Source organism: Streptomyces sp. NPDC050564, assembly GCF_044457265.1.
Classification (GTDB): domain Bacteria; phylum Actinomycetota; class Actinomycetes; order Streptomycetales; family Streptomycetaceae; genus Streptomyces.
The window spans coordinates 1-23,040 of record NZ_JBITGS010000072.1 but is presented as its reverse complement, the minus strand read 5'-3'; the positions used below and the strand labels follow the sequence as shown (position 1 = coordinate 23,040).

At 68.5% G+C, this 23,040-nt stretch carries 26 protein-coding genes; 11 read left to right on the top strand and 15 right to left on the bottom strand.

The window, feature by feature from the left end; all coding sequences use genetic code 11:
* Positions 1-207: 207 nt before the first annotated feature.
* Positions 208-1,437, bottom strand: coding sequence for an IS701 family transposase (locus tag ACIBK0_RS49435; RefSeq protein ID WP_399096326.1), 1,230 nt, complete (start codon positions 1,435-1,437; stop codon positions 208-210).
* 93 nt (positions 1,438-1,530) lie between these two features.
* Between ACIBK0_RS49435 and ACIBK0_RS49430 the strand changes: the two genes are divergently transcribed.
* The 3 genes from ACIBK0_RS49430 (at position 1,531) to ACIBK0_RS49420 (ending at position 3,897) form a co-directional block, all read left to right on the top strand.
* Positions 1,531-2,378, top strand: a protein-coding gene (locus ACIBK0_RS49430; RefSeq protein ID WP_399096323.1) for an IS5 family transposase whose coding sequence is annotated in 2 segments (ribosomal slippage) — positions 1,531-1,861 and positions 1,861-2,378 — 849 coding nt in all. Because the reading frame shifts where the segments join, the coding sequence is not laid out codon by codon here.
* Between the two features lie 84 nt (positions 2,379-2,462).
* Positions 2,463-3,455, top strand: a complete 993-nt coding sequence (locus ACIBK0_RS49425; RefSeq protein WP_399096320.1) for an immunity 49 family protein — start codon at positions 2,463-2,465, stop codon at positions 3,453-3,455.
* Between the two features lie 34 nt (positions 3,456-3,489).
* Entirely contained in the window at positions 3,490-3,897 is a 408-nt protein-coding gene (locus tag ACIBK0_RS49420; protein ID WP_399096317.1) for a PH domain-containing protein, read from the top strand.
* 56 nt (positions 3,898-3,953) lie between these two features.
* On the opposite strand, the gene ACIBK0_RS49415 is transcribed toward ACIBK0_RS49420, so the two are convergent.
* Complete coding sequence (locus tag ACIBK0_RS49415; RefSeq protein WP_399096314.1) at positions 3,954-5,324, bottom strand: FAD-binding oxidoreductase; 1,371 nt, start codon at positions 5,322-5,324, stop codon at positions 3,954-3,956.
* Positions 5,321-6,022, bottom strand: coding sequence for a FadR/GntR family transcriptional regulator (locus tag ACIBK0_RS49410; protein WP_399096311.1), 702 nt, complete (start codon positions 6,020-6,022; stop codon positions 5,321-5,323). Before ACIBK0_RS49410 ends, ACIBK0_RS49415 begins: the two co-directional genes overlap by 4 nt.
* 111 nt (positions 6,023-6,133) lie before the next feature.
* Between ACIBK0_RS49410 and ACIBK0_RS49405 the strand changes: the two genes are divergently transcribed.
* Together ACIBK0_RS49405 and ACIBK0_RS49400 are read left to right on the top strand one after the other, a co-directional pair.
* Positions 6,134-6,748: an isochorismatase family cysteine hydrolase gene (locus ACIBK0_RS49405; RefSeq protein ID WP_399096308.1), complete on the top strand. Its 615-nt coding sequence runs from the start codon at positions 6,134-6,136 to the stop codon at positions 6,746-6,748.
* Positions 6,749-8,664: 1,916 nt separating this feature from the next.
* Positions 8,665-9,006, top strand: a complete 342-nt coding sequence (locus ACIBK0_RS49400) for a peptidoglycan-binding protein (protein WP_399096305.1) — start codon at positions 8,665-8,667, stop codon at positions 9,004-9,006.
* A gap of 28 nt (positions 9,007-9,034) precedes the next feature.
* Here the strand turns inward: ACIBK0_RS49400 and ACIBK0_RS49395 are convergent, their stop codons facing one another.
* The 5 genes from ACIBK0_RS49395 to ACIBK0_RS49375 all read right to left on the bottom strand — a co-directional run bounded on the left by ACIBK0_RS49395 (position 9,035) and on the right by ACIBK0_RS49375 (position 11,165).
* On the bottom strand, positions 9,035-9,205 hold the full coding sequence (locus ACIBK0_RS49395) for a hypothetical protein (RefSeq protein WP_399096302.1): 171 nt from the start codon (positions 9,203-9,205) through the stop codon (positions 9,035-9,037).
* A 178-nt stretch (positions 9,206-9,383) separates the two neighbouring features.
* Complete coding sequence (locus tag ACIBK0_RS49390; protein ID WP_399096299.1) at positions 9,384-9,803, bottom strand: DUF4267 domain-containing protein; 420 nt, start codon at positions 9,801-9,803, stop codon at positions 9,384-9,386.
* Positions 9,804-9,865: 62 nt separating this feature from the next.
* Entirely contained in the window at positions 9,866-10,066 is a 201-nt protein-coding gene (locus tag ACIBK0_RS49385) for a hypothetical protein (RefSeq protein WP_399096296.1), read from the bottom strand.
* 120 nt (positions 10,067-10,186) lie between these two features.
* Entirely contained in the window at positions 10,187-10,537 is a 351-nt protein-coding gene (locus ACIBK0_RS49380) for an antibiotic biosynthesis monooxygenase family protein (protein WP_399096293.1), read from the bottom strand.
* Between the two features lie 181 nt (positions 10,538-10,718).
* The gene (locus ACIBK0_RS49375) at positions 10,719-11,165 is read right to left on the bottom strand and encodes an anthrone oxygenase family protein (RefSeq protein WP_399096290.1); all 447 of its coding nucleotides are present in this window, start codon (positions 11,163-11,165) and stop codon (positions 10,719-10,721) included.
* Between the two features lie 88 nt (positions 11,166-11,253).
* Here ACIBK0_RS49375 and ACIBK0_RS49370 point away from each other — a divergent pair, with 88 nt between their 5' ends.
* Positions 11,254-11,832, top strand: a complete 579-nt coding sequence (locus tag ACIBK0_RS49370) for a TetR/AcrR family transcriptional regulator (protein ID WP_399096287.1) — start codon at positions 11,254-11,256, stop codon at positions 11,830-11,832.
* Between the two features lie 18 nt (positions 11,833-11,850).
* Here ACIBK0_RS49370 and ACIBK0_RS49365 read toward each other — a convergent pair whose 3' ends face one another.
* The gene (locus ACIBK0_RS49365) at positions 11,851-12,006 is read right to left on the bottom strand and encodes a hypothetical protein (RefSeq protein WP_399096332.1); all 156 of its coding nucleotides are present in this window, start codon (positions 12,004-12,006) and stop codon (positions 11,851-11,853) included.
* Positions 12,007-12,455: 449 nt separating this feature from the next.
* Between ACIBK0_RS49365 and ACIBK0_RS49360 the strand changes: the two genes are divergently transcribed.
* Positions 12,456-12,962: a transposase gene (locus ACIBK0_RS49360; RefSeq protein WP_399096284.1), complete on the top strand. Its 507-nt coding sequence runs from the start codon at positions 12,456-12,458 to the stop codon at positions 12,960-12,962.
* Positions 12,963-13,273: 311 nt separating this feature from the next.
* On the opposite strand, the gene ACIBK0_RS49355 is transcribed toward ACIBK0_RS49360, so the two are convergent.
* Together ACIBK0_RS49355 and ACIBK0_RS49350 are read right to left on the bottom strand one after the other, a co-directional pair.
* On the bottom strand, positions 13,274-13,531 hold the full coding sequence (locus tag ACIBK0_RS49355; RefSeq protein ID WP_399096281.1) for a hypothetical protein: 258 nt from the start codon (positions 13,529-13,531) through the stop codon (positions 13,274-13,276).
* A 243-nt stretch (positions 13,532-13,774) separates the two neighbouring features.
* Positions 13,775-14,716, bottom strand: coding sequence for an NADP-dependent oxidoreductase (locus ACIBK0_RS49350; protein ID WP_399096278.1), 942 nt, complete (start codon positions 14,714-14,716; stop codon positions 13,775-13,777).
* 100 nt (positions 14,717-14,816) lie between these two features.
* Here ACIBK0_RS49350 and ACIBK0_RS49345 point away from each other — a divergent pair, with 100 nt between their 5' ends.
* Positions 14,817-15,230 (top strand): winged helix-turn-helix transcriptional regulator, encoded by a 414-nt coding sequence (locus ACIBK0_RS49345; protein WP_399096275.1) that lies wholly within the window; start codon positions 14,817-14,819, stop codon positions 15,228-15,230.
* Positions 15,231-15,635: 405 nt separating this feature from the next.
* Here the strand turns inward: ACIBK0_RS49345 and ACIBK0_RS49340 are convergent, their stop codons facing one another.
* Both ACIBK0_RS49340 and ACIBK0_RS49335 read right to left on the bottom strand, forming a co-directional pair.
* Entirely contained in the window at positions 15,636-16,541 is a 906-nt protein-coding gene (locus tag ACIBK0_RS49340) for a leucine-rich repeat domain-containing protein (protein ID WP_399096272.1), read from the bottom strand.
* Between the two features lie 506 nt (positions 16,542-17,047).
* On the bottom strand, positions 17,048-18,217 hold the full coding sequence (locus ACIBK0_RS49335; protein WP_399096269.1) for an alpha/beta hydrolase family protein: 1,170 nt from the start codon (positions 18,215-18,217) through the stop codon (positions 17,048-17,050).
* A gap of 99 nt (positions 18,218-18,316) precedes the next feature.
* Here ACIBK0_RS49335 and ACIBK0_RS49330 point away from each other — a divergent pair, with 99 nt between their 5' ends.
* Positions 18,317-18,931 carry a TetR/AcrR family transcriptional regulator gene (locus tag ACIBK0_RS49330; RefSeq protein WP_399096266.1) on the top strand — a complete coding sequence of 205 codons (615 nt, stop codon included), beginning with the start codon at positions 18,317-18,319 and terminating at the stop codon, positions 18,929-18,931.
* Between the two features lie 203 nt (positions 18,932-19,134).
* On the opposite strand, the gene ACIBK0_RS49325 is transcribed toward ACIBK0_RS49330, so the two are convergent.
* Entirely contained in the window at positions 19,135-19,605 is a 471-nt protein-coding gene (locus tag ACIBK0_RS49325; protein ID WP_399096263.1) for a hypothetical protein, read from the bottom strand.
* A 501-nt stretch (positions 19,606-20,106) separates the two neighbouring features.
* On the opposite strand from ACIBK0_RS49325, the gene ACIBK0_RS49320 reads away from it, so the two are divergent.
* A complete protein-coding gene (locus tag ACIBK0_RS49320) occupies positions 20,107-20,646 on the top strand; it encodes a hypothetical protein (protein ID WP_399096260.1) in 540 nt (179 codons plus the stop codon).
* A gap of 205 nt (positions 20,647-20,851) precedes the next feature.
* Here the strand turns inward: ACIBK0_RS49320 and ACIBK0_RS49315 are convergent, their stop codons facing one another.
* Positions 20,852-22,645, bottom strand: coding sequence for an Ig-like domain-containing protein (locus ACIBK0_RS49315; protein WP_399096257.1), 1,794 nt, complete (start codon positions 22,643-22,645; stop codon positions 20,852-20,854).
* Between ACIBK0_RS49315 and ACIBK0_RS49310 the strand changes: the two genes are divergently transcribed.
* Positions 22,640-22,900 carry a DUF6207 family protein gene (locus tag ACIBK0_RS49310; protein WP_399096329.1) on the top strand — a complete coding sequence of 87 codons (261 nt, stop codon included), beginning with the start codon at positions 22,640-22,642 and terminating at the stop codon, positions 22,898-22,900. The genes ACIBK0_RS49315 and ACIBK0_RS49310 overlap by 6 nt on opposite strands.
* The last annotated feature ends 140 nt before the right edge of the window (positions 22,901-23,040 follow it).

Below are 23,040 nucleotides of genomic sequence, written 5' to 3'. Positions count from 1 at the left end.
GACCCCAAGCCGTTCATCTGGACCAAGACAGCCCAAGAGATCCTCGACTCCCTCGCCCGCTTCTGCCGACGGATCTCTGGCGCAGGACACTAGTAGTGCTGCGTTAGGTTCTGGTTCTGGTTCTGGTGAGGGGGCGGCCGCAGGTGGCGCAGGTGCCGCTCCAGCACCGAAGCAGGTCCTGAAGCGCGTCGAGGACTTGGTAGAGGGTCAGGCTGCTGTGCGGGCTTTGGGGTCGTAACGCCGCAGGGTGAGGAAGGCCTGAGCGGCGGTGACGAGGGTGACGTGGTGGTGCCAGCCGCGCCAGGTGCGGCCCTCGAAGTGGTCCAGGCCCAGTCCGTGTTTGAGCTCGCGGTAGTCGTGTTCGATGCGCCAGCGCATCTTGGCCCAGCGCACCAGATCGGCGACGGGGGTGGTGGCGGGCAGGTTGGTCATCCAGTAGCCGGTGGGCTCCGTAGCCTCCTCCGGTTGTTCGACCAGCAGGGTCCGCAGCGGCAGCACGCCGTTCCACTGGCTGCGTCCGCCGGCCTGTTCCTGGGCAGTGCGGGTGGCTTCCTTGCCCGAGGGCCGCACCTCAAGCACCGCAAAGCGTGAGGTCATCGATCCCTTGCTACCCTGACGCCAGGTGACGGCTTCGAAACGGGTCTCCGGATCGATCAGTTGAGGCAGGGGGCGGGCCGGCTCCCGGTAGCGGGGCAACGTGGGCGGGCCCAGCCCCTGGTAGGACGGCTGATGCGGCTCGGCACCGGCCGGGCGGGCGACCTCCTTCGGCTCGACGGCCATGGCGTAGGACCAGCCGCGTTCCTCCAAAGCCAGGCGGAAGGAGACACTGCGGCCGTAGCCGCAGTCGGCCACGATCACCGGCACCGACCCAAGCCAGCTGGCCAGCTTCTCCAGCAGCCCCAGGGCCAGACGGGGCTTGGTCACGTGCCCCACGGCGTCGGGCACGCCCGCTGCCCGGCGTCGCTGGGTGTCGTGGGCCCATTCCTCGGGTAGGAACAGCTCCCATTCCAAGGGGCAGGAGGCGGTGTCGGTGGCGGCGTGCACGCTGACGGCGACCTGGCAGTTGGCCCGTTTGCCCAACGCGCCGCAGTACTGCCGGGACACCCCGACCGACGCCCGCCCGCACTTGGGAAACGACACGTCGTCGATGACCCACACCTCGGGCCGAACCACTTGAACCAGCCGCTCGGCGATCCGCCGCCGCACCGGCGTCCACCGCCAGGGTGACTGGTTGACGAACTGCTGCAGGGCCTGCATGTTCCCGTCCGGCAGCCGCTGGGCCATCGGCTGGATCGACTTACGCCGACCGTCCAGCATCAGCCCCCGCAGGTAGCACTCGCCCTTGGCCCGCTGATCCTTGCGCGGCACCGAGGCGAACACATCCTCCACGAACAGCCCCAACGCCGCCCGTAATCGGTTCACTTCATGCGTGTCCACACACTCAACATGCTCTTGATCAGCGCAAACGCCTAGACCTAACGAAGCACTACTAGGCCGTTTCTTTCGGATCATCTGATCGTTGGTTGATATGTGCCGCTGACTGATGCCTCGTGGGCGAGGATCGAGCCGTTGCTGCCGGACCGGACCCATCGGCGGGGTGGTCGGTGGCGTGATCACCGACAGGTGATCGACGCGATCGCGTTCAAGTACCGCACAGGCACGCCGTGGACGGACCTGCCCGAGCACTTCGGCTCTTGGAAAGGTGTCCACCACCGGCTGCGGGAGTGGGCAGCCGACGGCACCTGGGAGAAGGTCTTCACCGCTCTGCTCGCCCAGGCCGACGCCGGCGGTGACCTGGACTGGGTTGTCGCGGTCGACTCCACCATCGTGCGCGCTCACCAGTACGCCGCCGGGGCCCGTCAAAAGGGGCCCCGGCCGGCGAGCCGGACGACCATGCCCTCGGACGGTCCCGCGGCGGGCTGACCACCAAAATCCACCTCGCCGCCGACGGCCGCTGCCGCCCCCTCGCATTCGTCCTCACACCCGGCCAGGCAGGCGACGCTCCCGCGTTCACCCAGGTCATGGCCCAGTTACGGGTACCGAGGCCCATCGGCCGCCCCAGGACTACGCCGGACGTGGTCCTGGCCGACAAGACATCCTACTCGTCCCGCGCGATGCGCACCCATCTCCGCCAGCGCGGGATCCGGGCGGTGATCCCCCAACCCTCCGACCAGATCGCCAAGCGCAAGAAGCGAGGCCGATCCGGCGGTCGCCCACCGGCCTTCGACCGCGAGACGTACAAGCAGCGCAACGCCGTTGAGCGATGCATCAACAAGCTCAAGCAATGGCGCGGTCTGGCCACTCGATACGACAAGACCGCCGCCATCTACCTCACCGGACTCCACATCGCCGCCATCTTCATCTGGTCGGCGAGGTGATCCGAAAGAGAACGCTCTAGTGCTGTCAGTGCCCGTTGATAACGTGCTTCGTCCAGTCGTGGAGTTCATGAAGGGACGGGGCACGTGCGGGATGTGACATGCCATCAGGTCGGCGAGCAGCGGTTGGCCGAGGCGCTCGACGACATCGACGGGCGGGCCTACACGCGGTGGCACTCGCTGCGGTACGGCAGCATCTCGCCGACGCTGATCCGGGCCATGGCGGACGAACTGCTCGACCATGTCGCCGCGCGAACGGTGACGGAGCCGGGGCTCGACGCCGCGGCCGGCACGGTCGCCGTCACCGCCGCGGAGTGTGTGCACGGAGTGCTGAGCATCATGTGCTTCCCGAACGGGGACCAGGAACTCCGGTTCCCCCTCGTCGGGGAGCGGATCAGCACGGACCCGGACGACGACGAGTTCGGGGACGGGCCCATCACCTTCCGGGACGTCGTCAAGGAGGCGCCCACCGCGCGGACCTGGCTCGACATGTTCGAGATGTGTGTCGTCAGCGGGCATGTGTGGGACTGGGAGCGGGTCGCCGGGCTGCTGCTGCGCGGCGACTACGCGCCCGCCATCCGTGACGGCGTGCCCTACAACCGGTACACCTCCGTCTCCGACCCCGCCGACCTCGCCGCCATGGACGCCCTGTGCCCCTATCTCACCGAGGCGGCCGGGCATCTGCCCCGCGACTGGCCGACGGTTCCGCTGCGCAAGCCCGACGCCGGGGAGCGCGCGGAGGCCGCCCGGCGGCTCGACGCGGTCGGCGACGCGCTGAGCGCGGACCAGCGGCTGCTCCGCGTACTCCTCGACGACGACCAGCACGCCTTCGAGGACGCCCTCGTCGCCCGGCTGGTCGCGTACCGGGAGAGCGTCGAGGCCGATGCCGTTGATCCCGCGCCCAGGTCCCTCCTCCCCCTCGGCACCCTCGCCCTGGCCTGCCTCGCCGTCCAGGTCCATGGGTGGGAACTCGGTGTCCGGTCCGGGTATCTGCCGTACGGTCTGCTGGGATCGCCGGACGCGCCGCGCCGGGCGGCGGAGGGGAACCGGAACAACTTGGGCTACTGGGCCGCCAAGTAGGCCACCCGGAGGGCGGGGCATGGGTGTGACGGGCGTGACGGGTGTGATCTTGCGGGAGTACCGCGCCGGCAGACGCGCGCGGCTGAAGGTGCTCGCGCTCATCGCGCTGATGCTGGCGTGCGGGGTGCTCGAGGTGGTCATCAACGACCTGCCGGGCTGGGTCGCGGCGATCCTGATAGGAGTTCTGACCATCGTCGACGGCGTGTGGGCCCTGTCCCTGTGGCGCGCCCGCACGGTGGTGCGGGCGAGCGGGATCGCCGTGGTCGGGGTGGTGCGGGTGCGGAAGTGGGCCTGGCCCGACATCCAGGACATCGTCGTGGAGACGGACTCGTCCTCACCGAGGCAGCGCGTACGTCTGTGCGACAGCCAAGGACGGAAGACCACCCTGCCCCACCTCGGCGAGCGCCATCTGCCGGATCTCCACGCCCTGCGACCCCGGTAGCCCCGCCGACGCCGAGCCTCAGCCCGTGTCTTTCGCGATGATCCGAAAGACACGGCCTAATACGCGCGGCCCGGGTTGAGGATGCCCTCGGGGTCGAAGACGGCCTTGATGCCGGTCATCAACCCCCTCTCGGTGGGACCGAGTTGTACGTCGAGGTAGCGTGTCTTGAGCGAGCCCACGCCGTGCTCGCCGGTGATCGTGCCGCCGAGCGCGAGCGCGGCGGCCACGATGTCGTCGAAAGCGGCGCCGGCACGGTCGGCAGCGTCACGGTCGGTGGCGTCGTAGACGACGGTCGGATGCAGGTTGCCGTCGGCGGCGTGGCCGAAGGTGCCGACCAGCACGCCGTGCTCGGCGGCAGCGCGCTCGATCGCGGCAAGCAATGGGGGAAGGTCCTGGACCGCGACCCCGACGTCATCGAGCAGCGTGGTGCCCAGCCTCTCCAGAGCCGGGTACACCGTTCGTCTGGCTTGCATGAACATCTCGCCTTCCGCCGGGTCGGCGGTGTGCAGCACCTCGGTGGCGCCGCCGGCTTCGGCCAGCCTGGCACAGGTGGCGGCCTCGTGATCGGCGGACGGCCCGTCGCACTGGATGAGCACGAGTGCCCCAGCCGACTCGTCCAGCCCCATGCGTGTCAGGCGATTGACGGCGCGAATGCAGGTGCGGTCCATGAGCTCCACCGCCGCTGGGTCGGCGACCGCCGCGATCTGCAGCACGGTGTCGACTGCCTGTTGGGGTGTCGGGAACGCGGCCACTACGGTCGAGGTGGCCGCCGGGAACGGACGCAGTCGCAGGGTGGCGTCCACGATCACCGCCAGGGTGCCTTCGGAGCCGACGAGGAGCCGGGTGAGGTCGAGCCCGGTGACGTTCTTGCGGATCGGCGGACCTGTACGGATCACGCGGCCATCGGCGAGTACGGCGGTCAGCGAGGCGACATGGTCGGCGGTGACGCCGTACTTGGCGCAGCACATGCCGCCTGCGTTGGTCGCCAGGTTGCCGCCGATGGTGGAGATCGCCTTGCTTCCCGGGTCCGGCGGATACCACAGGCCGTGCTCGCGGGCGCGGGCGTCGAGATCGCCGGTCAGCACGCCCGGCTCGACCGTTGCCGTCCGGCCGGGCACGTCCAGGGCGAGGATCCGGTCCATCGCGCCGAGTGAGAGTACGACGCAGCCGTCGATCGCATTGGCCGCGCCGGCCAACCCGGTGCCAGCCCCCCGGGTCACCACTGGGGTGTGATGGTCGCCAGCTGCGCGCAGGGTGGTGATCACGTCATCGGTCGAGCGGGCACGCACCACCGCCGCCGGGCGCCCCGCGGGAGCCAACAGGCACTGGTCACGGCGGTAGGCCTCCATCGCATCCCGGTCGGTGACCACCCGGCCCGGCAGCGCGGCGGCGAGGGTGGCGGCGATGTCCGCGACCACCTCGGTCATGGGGTCTCCGGCTCGTAGAAACCGCGGACGTGAGCCACGACCAGCTCGGCGGCGCGGTCGGTCTCGCCTGCGTCCAGCGCGTCGACGATCGCCTGGTGTTCGGCCAGCAGACGCGCGAGCACCATGCCCCGATCGGCCACCGCGGCGAGCGCGTCGAGCAGGTAGCCGGCGATGCAGTCGCGCAGCACGCCGATGACGAACCCCAGCGCCTGATTACCGCTGGCGTAGGCGAGTTGCACGTGGAAGTCCACGTCAGCGGCGTGGAAGGAATGGATGTCGGTGTTCGCCACCGCTTCCGCCATGGTCACCAGGCAGGATCGAGCCGCGTCCGGCACGGACGTGGTCTGCCGTATCGCCTCGGCCTCCAGCAGCATGCGCAGCGCCACCAGGTCGGCCAGCGGGATCGCGCCGACCTGCAGAGCGGTGCTCAGCGCCAGGCCCGCCGCGCCTGCCGTGCGCTCGTGGGTGACGCGCGGACGCGCGGTGGAAACGGTATCCGCGCCGCTGATCAGACCGTGCGCCTGCAACACCCGAAGCGCCTCGCGGATTGTGGACCGCCCGACACCGAAGGACTGGGCGAGTTCGGATTCCGTGGGCAGCTCGGTGTCGGCGGGGAATGTGCCGTCGAGGATGGCCACGCGCAGGCGCCGAGCCACGTCCAGACTCAGGGGCACGCGCGATACCGGCGAGATCGTCATGCCCACACGGTAGTCCTTGTCTGTTTGTCGGACAAGCAGCTATCGTGCTTCTCGCTGTGCCTCAGGACACAGAAGGCCACTACCTCAAAGACGCGGAAATCAGGTGTCGCCATGACCGAGAAGCTCGAGCTCGACCCGGCCAGGACCGCGATCGTGCTCATCGAGTACCAGAACGAGTTCACCAGTGCCGGCGGCGTGCTGCACGGGGCGGTCGCCGACGTCATGCAGCTCACCGGCATGCTTGCCAACACCGTCGCCATGGTCGACGCCGCCCGGCAGGCCGGAGTATCGATCATGCACGCGCCGATCACGTTCGCTGAAGGCTACGGCGAGCTCACCCGACACCCGTACGGCATCCTCAAAGGCGTCGTCGAGGGGAAGGCGTTCGTCAAGGGCACGTGGGGCGCAGCCATCGTCGACGAGCTCACTCCGGCGAACGAAGACATCGTCATCGAGGGCAAGCGCGGGCTCGACACCTTCGCCAGCACCAACCTCGATTTCATCCTGCGCAGCAAGGGCATCGACACGATCATCCTCGCCGGCTTCCTCACCAACTGCTGCGTGGAGTCGACCATGCGCACCGGTTACGAGCACGGCTTCCGGGTGATCACCCTGACCGACTGCGTCGCCGCCACCTCGCAGGAGGAGCACGACAACGCCATCGCCTACGACTTCCCGATGTTCTCGCTGCCGATGGCCTCTGCCGACGTCATCGCCGCCCTGTAGCCCCGCCGTCGCCCGCCCCAGCGGCTTGGCCGGTCAGAGTGCACCCCTTCGGCTTTGGTCGCCCGCCGTCGGCCGCCCTGGTGCGCAGGCAGTTGACATCGCCTGGAGCGAGCGTCGTGAGACCCACCGGCGCTCGCGCTCCAGGCGGTGTCCGACTTTCTTTCCGGGCATGTGAGGCGAGGCGGGCGGTGGAAAGGTCACCGCAGGGTGATCAACGGCAGCGTTCGGGAAGTGGAATAGCGCATGCCAGCAGCGCTGCGCAGCGTCGCCGACCTCTGTGAGGCGGCTATGGGGACCGGCCAGCGCCGATCCCCATAGCCGCCCACCCCTATGCACCCCCGAAGCGCATACCCGTAGCGCTCGGCCAGGCGTCGCATGACGGCGGCCTCGTTGCCGTTGTGCCGGTGACGATCAGGGACAGTTCGAAGGGCAGCCCAGAGGTACTGCCACGGTGGTCCCTTCTTCCGGTGTACCGTCGATCGGCTGCTTGTCGCCATCGTCCCGTCCGATACGGCCGGGAGACGGCGTGTTATCGCGTCTGCCTCATCATCCCTGCCGGACGGCCGAGACGTTTCTGCTCGCCGTCCGGTCCCAGGTCCACTGCGGCGGCCTCACCGGGCCACGTATGCGCCGCAGTATGTGATGTGCCGCCACCTCACCGGCCGTGAGAGCTACTGATGGCATGCAAGGAGGGTGAGCGCAGCGCCTGAGGTGGTTCCCGGTGCGCTGGTGACCACAACGAGGGCGTGTTCCGGTGAACGTGAGGGCCGAACCTCTTTGGATGATCGTCACCGAGCCGATCCACGGATCGTGCAGCTTGAGTACCGCGTGTCACAGGCGCGGACGCGGTCCTCGGCGCACCGTTCGGCGAATTCGGGGCTCCGCACAGCGAGATGTGCGGCTGGACCACCGCCCGGGCTTGGAATGAGGCGTGGGTTACATACCGGCCGCAGGATGAAGACAAAGCCGCACGGCCTACGTATTGCCTCCCTGAGAAGAAGAAACCCGCCACCGGGCACCCTGCGCAGCGGCCCTCGCAGTGATCACCACCCGACACCTGGTACCTGACCGCCGCTGATGAAAGAAACGGACCGTCAGAAACAAGACAAGCTGAGGAGGACTCGGTGGGTCACAACGACGCCAACCCTGAGCGGACTCCCGGCTCAGACCCTGACATCGCGCAAGAGATCAGGGACTCCTTCCAAGCCGTGCTGGACGCTTTGGATGCCGCACGCGCCGACCTCCTGGGCGACGAGAACCAGGAACACGTCGAGGGCCCGTCTCAGCCCCAGAGCCGGCACGGTCACCCGACCGGGGATGCCCGCTTTCCCCAGCCGACCTCGTCCCCGGCTTCCTCCGCATCCGGGCGGGCACTGCCGGTCAGACGTGTGTCGTCAGGCACGCAACCAGAGCGTCCCGGGCCCCATCGCCCAACTGCCACTGAATCGCTGCCGACTGGCGGCCTGCGCCAGGACACCCCGCAGGCTGTCGTGACGGAGCCACCAGGGCTGCCCAGAGGGCTGGAGGCCCTCCCGCCCCCGTCGATGGGAAAGCCGCCGACGGCCGGTGGACCGGGCCCGGAGGCTGTCGCACCAGGCGTGGCTTTCCCAACTCCGGCTCCCTGGCAGGAAAGCCAGCCGAGGAGCCCCCGGCCGGGCACCGCTTGGCCGGACGTCCCCCGCGGTCCTGCCGTCCCGTTCGACCATCTCGACAACGGGCCTTCAAAGGGATCTGCGCCATCCGCCCGCGCACACGGGAGGAAGACCGGTGGCAGACGGCGGCGATTCACCAGCCGCAGGGACCTGCGCATCACCGGAATCTTCGGGCTGGGCGCGGCGAGCGGATTGATCCTCGCCACTTGGCTGCTGACCTACCACAACGCCGACCCTGCGACCGCCTCTTCGCCTCCCCGGCACATGGAATCCCCCCTGCCGGCGACTCCCGCGCCGAAGGACCCCTCTCCCCCGACTGCAGGGCAGACGAACCGCCCGCAGCCCGGCACACCAGACCCACCGCTCCCCGAAATCCCGGGCACGGGCGTCCTGCGCCAAGGCGACAGCGGCCATGGCGTCTACGAGTTGCAGGTACGCCTCCTGCAGATACCCGGCATCTACGACGGTGGCCCGATCGACGGCCGCTACGACGCGGAGGTCCGAGCGGCAGTGACCCTGTTTCAGAAGCGGTACGGGATCCCCGGCGATGAGACCGGGGTCTACGGCGACAACACACGTTTTGCCCTCATGCTGCGGACCAAATAACCAGCGACAGAAGGTCGGGGTCCCGGGATCAAGACCTCTGCCAGGGTGCCGCCGAGGTGCACGGTGCGGCCTCGCGGCAGGACTCGTCGGTCCACGGCACCCCGCCCGCCCCGGCCGGGTCGACCTTGAACGCCGCTGGACCGTCCGTGGTGGCGCGGGTGATGAGCGGCATGGTGATGACCGCGGCGCACATGCTCATTACCGGCCAGTCCAGGTGGCCGTGGCCGCTGCGGTGCAGCAGGCCGCCTCAGCCGTCAGGTCGTCGCTCACTGGAAGAAGATCGTCTGCCTGGCCTTTCCCGGCGGGCACTGACACGCGAATACCGACACGCGCCAAGGTGGCCCGGCCGGGGGCCGGGCCACCTTGAACCGATGGGATCAGGCGGGCTGCGGCGTCGCCGGAGCGGCCGCGACCTTGCGGGTCTCGCGCATCATCAGCAGGCCGTTGACCACCATCAGCGTCGCGGTCAGGCCGTGGACGCCGAGCGCGGTGGCCACGGAGCCGTGGTGGGCCAGCACGGTGGTCATGTCACCGTAGGCGGCGAGGGCCTCCACCAGCAGCACCCAGCCCAGCGCCCGGCGGTGGCCCGTCACCAGCAGGATGCCCAGGACCAGGGCCAAGACGACGTCGCGGATTCCCTTGATGACCAGGAAGCCGCCGCCGTCGCCGGACGGCCAACTCGGCAGGCCGAAGCCCGGCGCCGTCGTCTCCGGGCTCAGGATGAACTCCGTCCCGAACCAGAGGATGAAGAGGATGAAGGCGGCGGCCAGGACGGTGTTGATCTTCTTCAGCGACATTGTTCTTCTCCTTGCGTGTCTTCGTGAGCTCGGTGGAGCCTGGTGAGTCGTATGGGGCCGGGTCAGGCGGCGCGGACGCGGCTGATGTGGCGGTCGTAGCGACGGCGGCCGACGACGTGCCAGATGTCGCGTACCGGCGCGGGGAGGGCGGACAGGAGCGTGGCGCGCTCGGCCGGGTTCGCGTCCTCCAGGACGAGGCCGAAGAGGGTGAGCAGGGTGAGCTCGGGCGTGTTGGCCACCAGGTGGTCGCCCAGGGAGCCCATTTGGCTACGCGTGGTGGGGTGCGCGGTGGCCTTGGCAACCCGGCATGGTGCATGGATGCGTGACCGCCCGGGGGAGGGCAGGGCTTCTCCGGCTGCCCTCCCCCGGCTACAGCTGCCGTGTCATACGTCGATCTGCTCGAAGACGTGCGGGTACGACACGATGTCGTCGGGGAACTCGGCCGCCATGCGCTGGAACTCCGGGCTGCCGAACGCCGTGGCGAGCGCCTCGGTCGACTCCCAGACCGCGACGTTCATCAGAAGCTGACTGTCCGCCGTTCCCTTGTGCATCTGCAGGGAGACGAATCCCGGCTGAACCTTCATGAACTCGGCCTGCCTCCGAAAGAAGGCCAGGAACGATTCAGTCCTCTCCTTCGGGACGAAGAAGGTGTTGGCCAGGACGATGGGCCCGGTCTTCTCCTCGAACTGCGCGAACATCGGCGTGTGCGGGTCAAGACTCTGCAGCTTGGCCATTTTCGGTACCTTCTCTCGCTATCGGTCAGTGGGTGTCGCTGGGGCCCGCGTCCTGCGGATACCAGCGGAGTTCGAGGGTGCTGGTGTCCCGGTCCTGGATGTGGATGGAGACGGCGGTGCCGCACTTCGGGCTGACGGCCGAGCGGTTGCGGCTGACGACCGGGCGGGTGAGCCCGCGGGCTCAGGTGAGGGCGGCGACCAGCAGGGCGAAGGCGGCGATGATGACGGCGATGCGGACGTAGTGGAAGCGGAGCCAGCGGTTCATCTGCTCCTTCCAATCGGCGGGCCGGTTGTCGGGGGTCCATGTCTTGTTCCGGTTGTTGATCGGGACGAGCAGCAGGAGCGACATGACCACGCTGAGGATCAGCAGCGCACCGGCGGTGACGACGAGGCCGGCGCCGCGGTGGTGCCACCCGGCGACGGCCCAGACCGCGACGAGGACGAGCGAGCCGATGTACCAGACCGGCATCACGGCGCCGAGCATCCGGCCCCCGTGGGCGTGGCCGAGTTGGCCGCTGTCCTCCGGGAGGGCGTTGAGGATCGGGTTGATGACGAAGGCGACGGAGAACTCCACCCCCACCATCACGCCGACGACCACGGTGGTGACGACCTCGAGTGCGTTGAGCATGATGACCCCCTGCTTCTAGCGCTGCTAGCTGATGGGGCAACGCTAGTACTGCTGCCGCTCTCTTGTCTAGCGGTGCTAGGATCGAATCATGTCGGTACAGGAACGCAAGGAACGCGAACGGGCGGAGCGCGAGCGCCTCATCGTGGCGACAGCTCGCGAACTCGCCGAGCAGCAGGGCTGGGACGCGGTCACCACCCGTCGGCTCGCCGAGCGCATCGAATACAGCCAGCCCGTCCTCTACAGCCACTTCCGCGGCAAACGCGAGATCATCGGCGCCGTCGCCCTCCAGGGCGCCACCGAACTGGCCGCGGCGGTGCGGGCCGCGACCGCCACCGCGGACGGCCCGCGCGAGCGGGTCGCCGCCCTCGCCCGCGCCTACCTCGACTTCGCCGCACGCAACCCGGCGGTCTACGACGCCATCTTCCAGCTCGACGGCGGCCTCGCGTACGCACAGGAGGACACCCCGGAACCTCTCAAGGACGCTTTCGCCGCACTGCTGGAGTGCCTCGGCGAGGTCGCCGGGGACGGCGTCGCCCCGGGGCTGTTCACCGAGGTGTTCTGGGCGTCCCTGCACGGGGTGGCGACCCTGACCCGGTCGGGACGGCTGCCGCCGGAGGACACCGAGCCGAGGGTGGAGCTGCTGGTGGACCGGCTCGCCATGGTCTGACACACCATCCCGGCAGTTTCACGCAGCCGGGGCCCTCGGGCCCCGCCGCTGCCTGCCTGCGGCCCACACGGCGCAGCCGACATAGAAGAACCGCTCCAGCTCGGGCCTCGTCGGCTCCTCGGCGAACTTCCCGTACGCCTCAGCCTGCTCATCAGTCAGAAATTCCACCGGCACGGCCGGACCGTAGCGCCGCGCCGACCCATGCAGCCGAGCATTCGCCGAACCCCAGCAGACCCGTAGATCACTGTCCTAGACGACAAGATCGCCCCTTAGCGCCAAGGGCTGTTCCATTGTTCCCCGGGGCCGGGCTTCCATTGCTGCCTGGCCGGGTAACGCAGCTGCAGCCCGGCCGCCGGGCGACAGTAGGTAATCGGCCCTGGGGCAGCCGGTGATGTGCGGGCATTCCTCCAGCATGCGGTTGCAGAAGGCACGCAGCAGGCCGCGGACGTGACCCCTCCGGGGTGATGGTGGTCGTCCATCGCGCCGGGAAACAGACGCTACATAAATGTCAGTCGAGGCCCAGTTCGTCGACGAGCGCGGCGCGCTGCCGCCGGATCGAGGCCCCGTGCGGGCAGGCGGCGGTGACCAGCAGTTGCGCGTCTCGCCCCTGCTGGGGCTATGCCGTGACCTCCCGTGGGATGCTCTGGCGCAGTCAGGGTGAAGACGGCTGCGCCAGAACAGACCACTGCCGCCTGGCGGACGAGCCGGCCGGCCGGTCACTGGCCCCGGCTCATCTACCGCATCCACCTCAACCGCGGTCCCGCCAGAGCCGACGCAAGGGCTTCACCGAGACCGACTACGCCCGCCTCCTGGACGCCGCGCACCAGCAACTCGATGGCCCCGTCGTGCTGGTGTGGGCACCCCTGAACACCCACGTCAGCCGCACCATGCGCAAGCAGATCATCGCCCGGTTATGGCTGACCGTCTACCAGCCGCCGCCCTACGCTCCTGAACTCAACCCCGTCGAGGGCGTGTGGTCGCACCTCAAGAGGTCCCTGGCCAACCTCACCGAACACAGCCTCGACCAGCTCACCGCGTTGGTGAAGACACGGCTGAAGCGAATGCAGTACCGCCCCCGCCTCATCGAGGGACTCATCGCCAAAACCGGGCTCGACCTCCAACCTCCATAGCCCTCGCCGCAAAAGATCTCCTAGAAGTAGGAGGCCACCAGGTCGCAGTCCACCGTGACGGTGTCGCGACCCAGTGCGGGCAACCCCAGGTGGTCACAGATCAGCTGGGTCAGCTGCTCCTCACAGGTCTCGTTCTGATGGTCCAGTCCGGCCGCCGTGATGAGGGGGGGGCCATCTCGTTAGGCCAGTATTCTCCGACGTAGTCGGGATCCTCGTAGTCGATGCAGGACGATATCCGGCCATCCTTGTAGTGGTACGCCTTGGGCCCATGAGCCTTGGCAACGCACGGGTTGGGAACGAACACCATCAGCTCAGCGCCCTGGGGGGCACAGCTCACGGTAGTCGATCTCGTCGTAGTCGTCGCGGTTGAACATGTGGTGCACGATCACGCCCCACTCGCCTGGTGCCGTGTCGTTGCCGTAGGCGAACGGCGGCCGGTGCTGCGCGGACAGACCTTCGGCCATGGCGGCCAGACTGGTCCCCTTGAAGTACACCAGGACGGTTTCGTCTTCCCGGTACCGCTCTTCTTCCATCCACGCTATGACGCCGCAGTCGATCCACCTTGTCATGCCCAGCAACCTAACCGGCGCCACTGACAAACCGGCGCCCAGAGCCGCCACTCGACGCCCGCGTACTCGCTCCAGCGCTCAGTGACATCCAACCGCCGTAACCCGCACCGTTAAAGATCTCTAGCAGCAGTGCCCGGCATCGCAAGGAGGCCGGCCACCACCTCGGTGAAACCATGGTTCCTTCGCCGGTCAAGCCGAGCAGCGCAAGGACGCCGCTGCCTGATCAGACCTCACGCGAACCTTTCAGACGGCGATCGCAAGCTTGCCCTGCACCCCGCCGGCAGCCAACACCTCGTGCGCCTCGGGCAATCTCTCCAGCGCGAACACCTGCTGCACGTGCACCCGAAGCCTCCCCGCCTCGACCAGCTCGGTCAGTGCCTCCAGGCCGGCCGGGTCCGGCTCCACGCCGACCGCCGCGAAGCGCACGCCGGACTGCTCCGCCAGCTTTGGCAGGGTGGTACTCAGCCGCTCCACCGCCGTCACCAGCACGCCGCCTGGCCGAAGCACGCCGAAGGAACGCTCGGCGTTCCCGCCGCCCAGGGTCTCCAACACCACGTCCACCGGCGCGTTCCCGAGCACCTCGGTGTAGTCATGGGTCCGGTAGTCGACCAGCTGGTCCGCACCCAACCCGCGCAAGAAGTCGTGCTTGGCCACGCTCGCCGTGCCGATCACCTCTGCGCCGAGGTGCTTGGCCAGCTGCACCGCGACGTGCCCGAGCCCGCCGCCCGCACCGTGGATCAGTACCCGTTGCCCCGGCCGCAGCTGCGCGATCTCCACCAGGGCATGCCAGGCGGTCAGGCCGACCAGCGGCAGCGCCGCGGCCTCCTCGTGGCTGATCCCTGCGGGCTTGCGAGCCAACTGCCGCGCGGGGGCGACCAGGTACTCGGCGTTCGCCCCGGCTGCGGCCGGGAAGTACGGCATCCCGTAGACCTCGTCGCCGACCTTGAACCGGTGCACACCCGGATCGACCTGCTCTACCACCCCGGAGACGTCCCAGCCCAGGACAAAGGGCGGCTCGCCCAGCAACGGGAAGGCGCCGGAGCGGACGAACAGATCCACGGGGTTGACGCTGGTCGCCCTGACCCGGACCAGCACCTGCGTCGGTCCAGGTGCCGGCTTGGGCGCGTCGTCGACGAGCTCCAGCACCTCGGGGCCGCCGAAGGTCTTCTGGGTGATCGCGCGCATCGTCATGCACTCCTGTCCGCAGATTCGTTGGGGATGTCCCTATCCTCGACAGGGCGGTACCCGTTGAACAGAAGGCACTTCAAAGGTATATAGGTACCTCATGGGTACCACTGACAACCTGCGCTTCTACGGCGGCGCTGATGCCTATTTGGTCGCCTGCCCCTCCCGCCAGATCCTGGACGTACTCGCCAACAAGTGGACCATGCTGGTCATGGGCGCACTGTCCGGCGGCCCCATGCGCTTTGGCGAGCTGCGGCGCCGCCTGGACGGCATCACTCAGAAGATGCTCACCCAGACCCTCCGCACCCTGGAGCGGGACGGCCTCGTCACCCGTACGGTCTACCCCACCATTCCGCCAAAGGTCGAATACGCGGCCACCAGGCTGGGCGAGAGCGTCACCGCGCTGATGCACGCGATCCGCGCCTGGTCCGAGGAGAACATCAACGCCGTCCTGGACGCCCGCGACGTCTACGACGCGCGGGCCGCCCAGGAGGTACAGCCAGTCACCACCTGAACGCCTCCGGCACCACAGCGCCTGAACGCCCTCCAATTCGTCCTCCAGACCCAGCCCCGCCTGTCCGCCTGGCACCACCAATAGCCCCACACCGCAGCTCAGCTCAGGTACGCCAAAGTCCAGCGCTCCACAGCTCTTGATGCGATGAAGGGGCGGGGCCTCCGCACCCGTGGGTTTTACGGGTAGGTGCCCGGTGCTCACGTTCGTCACGGCGAGGGAGGCCCCTGCTGAGCATCCGCCCTCCATGCGGCCACGCGCCGCGAAGGAATGACCGGCAGCCGAGCAACGGCCCTGCCCTCCCGCATGATCAATCGGAGTTGAACGACACCCACAACCGCATGCCCCTCCTGCCAGTCCGCTGTCAACGCCCACCGGCCGCGATCCACTCGCCCCTGCTTGGAACCGTCAACAGCCTGCGCCGACAACCCTCTTGACGACATCCGCCCCTTCAGGAATGACATTCGAGCCGTGCGCCGCCAAGTGGGCGCGCACTTGAGCGAGATCAGTCCCAGTCGGACGGCGGCTGGCTGACCCGCCGCCCTTATGCGGGAGCTGCACGTAGTCCTCGGCGCCGGGGGGAAGGGCGGAAACGCAAGCTGCCGAGCAGGCATTGATCAGCAGCGGCAGGACATCGGTAGCTACCCGCGCAGAGATCCACACTTGGTGGAGCCCACCCTGCTCGATGGGCCGATCGCAGACGCTGCACCCACGGATGACAGTGGTTCCCCAGCGCCGGGCATCAAGTTCTGTCAGGTCGAGATCAGCAACGAAGTCCTGCGAGGGCTGAAGCCGGGGGAAGGCAGGACGGAGCTTGTAGTTCCCGAACAGCGCGCGGGTGCTTACCGTGCTCCGGGTCAGCTGGGAGCATCGGGTGATCTCGTAGGGGAACCAGTGCAGCCGGTATGAGGTGTAAGGGGTGAACTCCTCCAGGCTGCTCATTGCGCCGATCTCGGGCGGTATGCGGACCAGGTTGCTGCCGTAAAGCACGAGGCGCTTGACCGCCGTCAGTTTGGCGATGCTCGGCGGCAGGGTGATGACCTGACGCCGTTCCCCGGCGCTGAGTTCAACCAGAGGAGCGAACTCCTCCCGCCCGTCGTCGGCAGCCTCCTCGATCAGCTCCAGCAGACGTTGCCACCCGGCGGCCGAGATGTCCTGGCGCTCGGCGTGGAAACCGACACGCTCTCGTGGATGCGGCTTGGCCTGGTCGAAGCACGCGCACACATCCCGGTAGGAACCGCGCCCCCCCGGTGCCGGGTCCGATGTGTCACCCCACCGGTTCACAAAGAGCCTCGGCTCTTCCTCATCCACCATGGGCCCACCATACGGATCTTCATCTGGCCGCCCCAGTGCTGAACCTCGCCGTTTCGGTTGGGGCGGAGTCAAGCGGCGGCCGGAAACGCAAAAGTGCCTTCTGAACTGGGGCGATGAACCTTGCCGAGGGGTTCTATCGGCTCACGTGGAAGGCACTTTCTGCGTGAGGGGTATCGGTTCGCGTCCCCGGGTTCACGTCTCCGCTGACCGCGCGCATCCGCAAGGTCTTCCGACTCGCAGGCCTGCTTCCCGCCTACCGGCGCTACGCGACCGTGGAGGAGGCGATGCGAGACGAGCCAGCCCCGCGACACGGCCCCGCAATCCCTGCCCGTGACCTCAGGCGAAACGGCTACGGCTTCATTGGCCAGCAGCGAGAGGTCAGCGGCATCCTGACGGCTTATCCGATCCCGCGATGTGGCAGGGCGCGCTGCCGGGGCCTGGAAAGGACGACACCGAGCGACATCGTCCCGGTGCACTCGACACGACCTGCAGGCCAGCCGGCGAGGTCAGCCGGCGAGCACGGTGTCGAGCCAGTCGAAGGTGCGCTGGTGGAACAGGAACATCGCACCCTCGTGGCAGTGCTCGCCTGCGCCTTCGTCCTCATGGAAGGAGATCAGCTCCTTCTGGCAGGTCAGCTCGTCGAACACGTGCTGCGGCTGCCCCTTGAAGAACTGGTCGTTCTCGGCTTCGAGTACGAGTGTCGGGCAGGTGATGTGGTCGGCGATACCCGCCATGGTGTACGCCTCGGTTGCCTTGACCAGCTCGTCGATGTCGGACACACCGAAGGTCCACCGGCCGTTGCGCACCACCCACCGCACCATGGTGTTCTGCGCTATCAACGCCTCCATGCCGCCGGGCATCGAAGCGGCACGGCTGGCGGTTGCAGCGATGACGGCGTGGAAGTCGTAGACGCCGTCGTACAGCACGCATGCGGCGAGGCGGTGTTCGTAGGCGGCCGCCCTCGCAGCGAGGTAGCCGCCGAGGCTCATTCCGATCAGCACGAGCCGCTCAGTGTCCACCTCGGGCACGGTGAGTGCGAAGTCGACGACCGGGGTGACCACGGCCTCCCAGTCCGGCCGGAAGTGCAGGCCCTGCTCGCGGACGGTGCTGCCCTGGCCGGGGCCGTCGAACGCGATGACGTTGTAGCCGCGCCGCAGCGCGCCCGCGGCCAGCGCAAAGTAGTCCTCCTCGAGGGTGGAGTCGTACCCGCCGTGGAAGAGCACGGTCGGCCGCGGGGTGCCCGAATCGTCGGCGAGGAACAGGTAGCCCGGAAGCGTGGTGGCCTCGTACGGGATGCGCAGGGCGCGGGCCGGAGTGTCGAGCAGGGCGGCCGCGTCGGCGAACGTCTGCTGGGAGGCCTTGGCGAGCCTCGCCGACTCGGCGTCAGCGGCGGGATTCTCGCGGCGGTAGAAGTCGGCGGTCCGGTAGTAGTTGGACGCGCGCAGCAGCGCCTCCCGGGCGCTGACCCGGTGACCGGCGGCCAGCGAGTCCCGGCCGATGCGCTCGATGCGCGCCGCCGTCGCGGCCCACTGCGCCGACCAGGCCTCCTCGTCACCCTCCGGGATCTGTCGGCAGGTGACCAGGACCTCGCCCAGGTCGGCGCCGTCATAGGCGGCGTAGCCCGCGGCGCGCAGTGCCTCGAAGGAGAAGGACTCGTCGTCGTAGAGGAATTTCATCGTCGGGCTCCTTTCCGAGAATGGAACGGAACGGCACCGTTCCGTCACATCGAAGGTAACACATGGAACGTGACCGTTCCGTTCGTTATGCTCGGGGGTATGACAGTGCAGCAGAAGAAGGGCCGGCCAGCGACCGGCGGGGCGGTCCTGCGGCAGCGGGTGACCGAGGCGATCACCGAGGCAGCCTTCACCGAACTCGCCGAGGCCGGGTTCGCGCGGATGTCGATGGAGTCGGTGGCCCGGCGTGCCGGCGTAGGCAAGGCCGCGCTCTACCGGCGCTGGCCCTCGAAGCAGGCGATGGTCACCGAATTGATCCGCAGCAAGGTCACCGATGCGCTGCCGCCCACGCCGGCCACGGGCGCCCTGCACACCGACCTGCGCGAGCTGCTCGCCACCTTCCGCAGCCAACTGGCCAATCCGCTACTTGCCCGGATCGCGGCCACACTGCTCGCCGAGGCCAGTCACGACGACGCTCTGGCGGAGGGGCTCTACACCGGAGTGACCGCACCGCGGCGGGCGGCGGCACGCGCGATACTGCAGGGCGCGATCGACCGCGGCGAACTCCCCCCCGGGTTGGATCTGGACCTCGGCACCGACCTGCTGATCGCACCGCTCGCATTCCGCATACTGCTCATACAGGGCCGCAGCGACGATGAGTATCTGGAAACGCTGACCAACGCGATCGAGGCGGCGCTGAAAGCGGCCGTCCGCTAACCTCGCCGTTTCGGTTGGGGCGGAGTTCCAGGTGACCGTCGGCTTGACGATCATCTGGAACACCACAGGGCTGGAATACCACCCCTTCACCAGCCCAACACCCCCGGACACACACATACCGGACCGGCCGGGCGGCATGTCCCTCGACACTGCCACCCGGCCGGACCGGACCTCAAGCAACACCGTCCACGACGGCCAGGCCCCTAGTTCGTGTTCGTATTCGTATTCGTGTTGGTGTTGGTGTTCGTGTTGCCGCCACCGTTGCCGTTCCCATTGCCGTTGCCGTTCCCGTTGCCGTTGCCGTTGCCGTTCCCGTTGCCGTTCCCGTTGCCGTTGCCGTTGCCGTTGCCGTTGCCGGCATTCGTGTTCGTGTTGGTATTCGTGTTGGTGTTGGTATTCGTGTTGGTGTTGGTGTTGGTGTTGTTGATGATGACGACGACACCCCCGCGGCCGTTCCTGCCGCCCTTCCCGTTCTTCCCGTTCTTGCCGTGCCTGTCGTGCTGGTCGTGCTTGTCGTGGTGGCCCTGGGCGTGGGCCATCGTGCTGACACCGGCGGGGGCGTGTGCCGGGGTTGCGGCGAAGGCGCCGGTGGCGGGCAGCAGCGCACCTCCAGCTGCCAGCGCGGTCGAGGCGGTAAGCATCGCGATACGGCGGGTGCAGGACGTGCGGGCCATGAGAATTCCTCCGGTGGGAAAAGCTGAGAAGAAAAAGGGGGGATTACCGAACGGGCCCTGCCACATTCCGCGGGCCTTCCGGCCGGGACTCACGTCCCGTAAAACGCTCCGCAGGGCTGTTCCCGGCGGTGCGGGCGGGCCACCTGATCTGCGTGAACCCATGCCTCAATTAAGCCCCGGACACCCCGCCGCGTCATGCCGCTGAATGTCGGGGCTTGACAAACCACGCCCGTATGAGAAAGTGCGGCCACATCGTTGCTGGACGGCACCCCGGTATGCAGCCGGCACGAAAGGGGGGCAGGCTCGGCGCCGACGCACCGGCAACGTCCGGCGCACAAGGCCACACCAGCCCGCCACACCCGGCCCCCGGGGGCAAGCCCCTGACCCCTCCCCCGCCGGACCCCCACCGGTCAGGCCTGCCTCCTTCCCAGCGATCCGCGGCCGGCACTCACCCCTGCGCCGCCGCTACGGTCCGTCAGCGCAACAGCTGAAGAGCCCTTGGTGTCCGACATCCTGCGCTCGCCCACGAACGGCGGCTGTGACTGGATCAAGGGAGCGGTTCGCGAGAACGACGGCCTCGAACTTGTGGCCAACCATGGCAGCCGATCGGTGTCACCCCGGCTCGGTCCCCCAAAGGCATCCCTGCACCGCTACCTGACGCCGTCCATACACGGTGTTTCCGAACCCGGTGCCGGCTCCATCAAGAAGGTCGAGGAGCTAATCGAGAAGGCAACGAGCTTCACGGGCGACCCCGTCGCCGAGCTGGTTCGGGCGCTCCGACTCCGTCACCAACTGCGGCACCCGATCCCCGTCCGTCGCGCATCCCCGGCTTCGGCGCAAGGGCAGCTACGTCTCGAAGTACCGCGTGCTCTGGGCGCCAAGAAGTCCGTCATGAACATGAACGCGCTGAACGGGTTCGGCCGGGGGGTGATCGTCGGGATCGTGAGCTTCTCGATGAAGGTTTTCGCCCGACTACGAGGGCGACACGAAGAACTACGTCTTCTCGACCCTCCTGGACACGTGCCAAGCCTCGACTCGTGACGGGCGTTCACCTCAGCCTGGTCCTCTCCGGCATCCTGACCCTGCTGCTCGCCGCTGGTCGCCTGGGGCGTGCTGGCGCGGGCGGACGCTTGAGGGGGATAGCGACCCGTCCCCCGAGATCGAGCTGGTCCCCTGACACACCAGCGGGGTGCCCCGGGTTCTTGCGAGGCACCCCGTCAGAAGGCGTGATCGTTTCAGTTCGTCATCACAGGGTCGCGCACTGGCCCTGCCGTGCACCGGTCACGGAGTTGGGATGCCCGTCGTTGGTGGCCGGCGGGACGTTGCCGGAGCAGATCAGGGAGCCGCCGATGGTGTTGCCCTCGATCTCGGCCCGGGAGTCCTCGGGGAAGGGGCCGGTACCGGTCGTGCCCTGCACCTGTACCGAGCCTCCGATGTGGTTCGCGATGACCTCCGCACTGCTGCGGTTGTCGGACAGCGTCACCTGGCCGGTGATCCTGTTTCCGGCGCAGCCGTCGTCACCCGGGTCCCCGATCACCACGAATCCGCCGGCCCTGGCGACGTTCACCGATCCGGTAACCGTGCTGCCGCAGACGCCGAACCGGGTGCCGCCCGAGGACAGGACGCTGCCACGGATCGTGGAGTTGCTGATGAACAGGGCGCCACCGGCAGTGCCGAGCACGGTGCCGCCGACCGTGGCGTTGACGATGCAGGTGCTGCCGCTGCCCGCGAACACCGCGTTCGGAACCGATCCGGTGATGGTCCTGGTGCAGGTCACCGTCTGGGTGGTGGACTCCAGGCCACCCGCCAGGTAGTTGCCGTCACCGCTGTACTGGGCGGTGATGGTGTGTGTTCCGGGCAACAGGTTCGACGTGCTGACCTGCGTCCGGCTGCAGTTGGTGCCGCCGCCCGGCGACAGCGTGCCGGTGTCCAGGAATGTGCCGCCGTCGCGGAACACCACCGTCCCGTTCGGCGGCGAGGGCGGGTTGGTGCTCGGGGTGGCAGGGCACACCGTGTCGGTAAAGGTGACGGCCTGACCGAACGCCGTCGGGCCGGCGGACGCCAGGGTTGTGGTGACGGGCGCCTTGTCGACCGTCTGGACCAGGGTCGTGGCGGTGCTGGGCTCGAGGTCGCCGTTGCCGCTGTAGACGGCGTCGACGTTGTGGGGGCCCGGGCTCAGCGTCGCGATGCTGCCCGACGTCGCCCGCCCGGTCGTGGTGTCCACCGGCACCGGGCCGCCGAGCGGGTTCCCGTCCACCTTGAAGCTCACCGTGCCGCCGTCGGGTACGGGGGTGACCGTCGCGGTGAAGTTCACCGGGTGGCCGTATGTGGACGGGTTGGCGGAGGACGTCAGTGAGGTCTGGGAGTCCTGCGGGACGGTCTTGAAGAAGATCGCGTCGGCCCCCGGCGGTGTGGTGGCCGGGTTCGGCCCGCCAGCGTTGCCGGAGAAGGAGCCGTAGAAGACATTGCCGACCGCCTTCATCTGCTGGAAGTCGCCGAGGACACGCTGTCTGTCATCGGGCATGGACATCTCCGGCGAGGAGAACGACTGCAGGACGGTGTCGGTGAACGTGACGCCGTGGTCGGTGCTCCGGGCGAGGTGCGCGGAGAAGATGGGGAAGCCCGCGGTGTTGGGGCCGTCGAAGGTGGTGCAGAGGACGCCGACGGTCCCGTCGGCGAGCACCGCGACCGAGGGGAGCGCCGCGTTGGTCGAGGCGGAGACGTTGTGCTCTGCCCCGACGGTGAGACTTCCCGCGCCGTCGTCGGTGAGCCGCCGAATCCTGATCTGGTTGTTGCCCGAGGCGTCCGCGCCGTAGGCCACGTACACGTCGCCGGTGGACGGGTCGACGGCGGCGTGGTCGACGCCGCCGAGTAGCGCGTTGACCCCGCCGAACTTGTACGTTCTGCCCTGGTGGGTGTTGGCCGTGGCGACGGCGATGCCGTTCGGACCCTCACCCGGGTTGTTTCCGAGTGCCCCACCCCTCGAAGGAGTGAGCCGAATGTCCGCCGTCGCCGAGACCGTTCCCGAACGCCCCTGCACCCACCACACGCTCCGCGGCGCCTCCCCCCCGCAGCGCACCTGTCCGAACCCGGCCTGCTCGTCATCGACGTGGCGGGCTTCGATGACACCGTCCTCGCCTTCCAGGCCGCGATCGCCCGAATCTGGGGGACCTCGACCGCCGAGCGCACCACCCGGGATGTCGACCAGCCCGGCGTGCGGCAGCGGATGTACACCGATCTGGGGCAGGTCCTCGAGGGGCTTCCCTTGCCGGAGCTGGCGCCGTCGGCCACGTAGACAGGCGTGGGGGGGCCCCCCCGGGGGGGGGGGGGGGCCCCCCCCCCCGGGGGGGGGCCCCCCCCGCCCCCCCCCCCGCGCGGGGGGGGGGGCGGCCCCCCGCGGCAAAAAGTGTTGGTGCGCGCCGGGGGGGGGGTATT

What these genes read in the sequence shown, in the direction of transcription:
- ACIBK0_RS49380 (WP_399096293.1), bottom strand. Translation starts at nt 10,537, where the DNA reads ATGGCCAAGCTGCAGAGTCTTGACCCGCACACGCCGATGTTCGCGCAG.
- ACIBK0_RS49405 (WP_399096308.1), top strand. Translation starts at nt 6,134, where the DNA reads ATGACCGAGAAGCTCGAGCTCGACCCGGCCAGGACCGCGATCGTGCTC.
- ACIBK0_RS49330 (WP_399096266.1), top strand. Translation starts at nt 18,317, where the DNA reads ATGACAGTGCAGCAGAAGAAGGGCCGGCCAGCGACCGGCGGGGCGGTC.
- ACIBK0_RS49395 (WP_399096302.1), bottom strand. Translation starts at nt 9,205, where the DNA reads ATGAGCATGTGCGCCGCGGTCATCACCATGCCGCTCATCACCCGCGCC.
- ACIBK0_RS49340 (WP_399096272.1), bottom strand. Translation starts at nt 16,541, where the DNA reads ATGGTGGATGAGGAAGAGCCGAGGCTCTTTGTGAACCGGTGGGGTGAC.
- ACIBK0_RS49415 (WP_399096314.1), bottom strand. Translation starts at nt 5,324, where the DNA reads ATGACCGAGGTGGTCGCGGACATCGCCGCCACCCTCGCCGCCGCGCTG.
- ACIBK0_RS49375 (WP_399096290.1), bottom strand. Translation starts at nt 11,165, where the DNA reads ATGCTCAACGCACTCGAGGTCGTCACCACCGTGGTCGTCGGCGTGATG.
- ACIBK0_RS49325 (WP_399096263.1), bottom strand. Translation starts at nt 19,605, where the DNA reads ATGGCCCGCACGTCCTGCACCCGCCGTATCGCGATGCTTACCGCCTCG.
- ACIBK0_RS49355 (WP_399096281.1), bottom strand. Translation starts at nt 13,531, where the DNA reads ATGACAAGGTGGATCGACTGCGGCGTCATAGCGTGGATGGAAGAAGAG.
- ACIBK0_RS49335 (WP_399096269.1), bottom strand. Translation starts at nt 18,217, where the DNA reads ATGAAATTCCTCTACGACGACGAGTCCTTCTCCTTCGAGGCACTGCGC.
- ACIBK0_RS49370 (WP_399096287.1), top strand. Translation starts at nt 11,254, where the DNA reads ATGTCGGTACAGGAACGCAAGGAACGCGAACGGGCGGAGCGCGAGCGC.
- ACIBK0_RS49410 (WP_399096311.1), bottom strand. Translation starts at nt 6,022, where the DNA reads ATGACGATCTCGCCGGTATCGCGCGTGCCCCTGAGTCTGGACGTGGCT.
- ACIBK0_RS49350 (WP_399096278.1), bottom strand. Translation starts at nt 14,716, where the DNA reads ATGCGCGCGATCACCCAGAAGACCTTCGGCGGCCCCGAGGTGCTGGAG.
- ACIBK0_RS49390 (WP_399096299.1), bottom strand. Translation starts at nt 9,803, where the DNA reads ATGTCGCTGAAGAAGATCAACACCGTCCTGGCCGCCGCCTTCATCCTC.
- ACIBK0_RS49400 (WP_399096305.1), top strand. Translation starts at nt 8,665, where the DNA reads ATGGAATCCCCCCTGCCGGCGACTCCCGCGCCGAAGGACCCCTCTCCC.
- ACIBK0_RS49385 (WP_399096296.1), bottom strand. Translation starts at nt 10,066, where the DNA reads ATGGGCTCCCTGGGCGACCACCTGGTGGCCAACACGCCCGAGCTCACC.
- ACIBK0_RS49345 (WP_399096275.1), top strand. Translation starts at nt 14,817, where the DNA reads ATGGGTACCACTGACAACCTGCGCTTCTACGGCGGCGCTGATGCCTAT.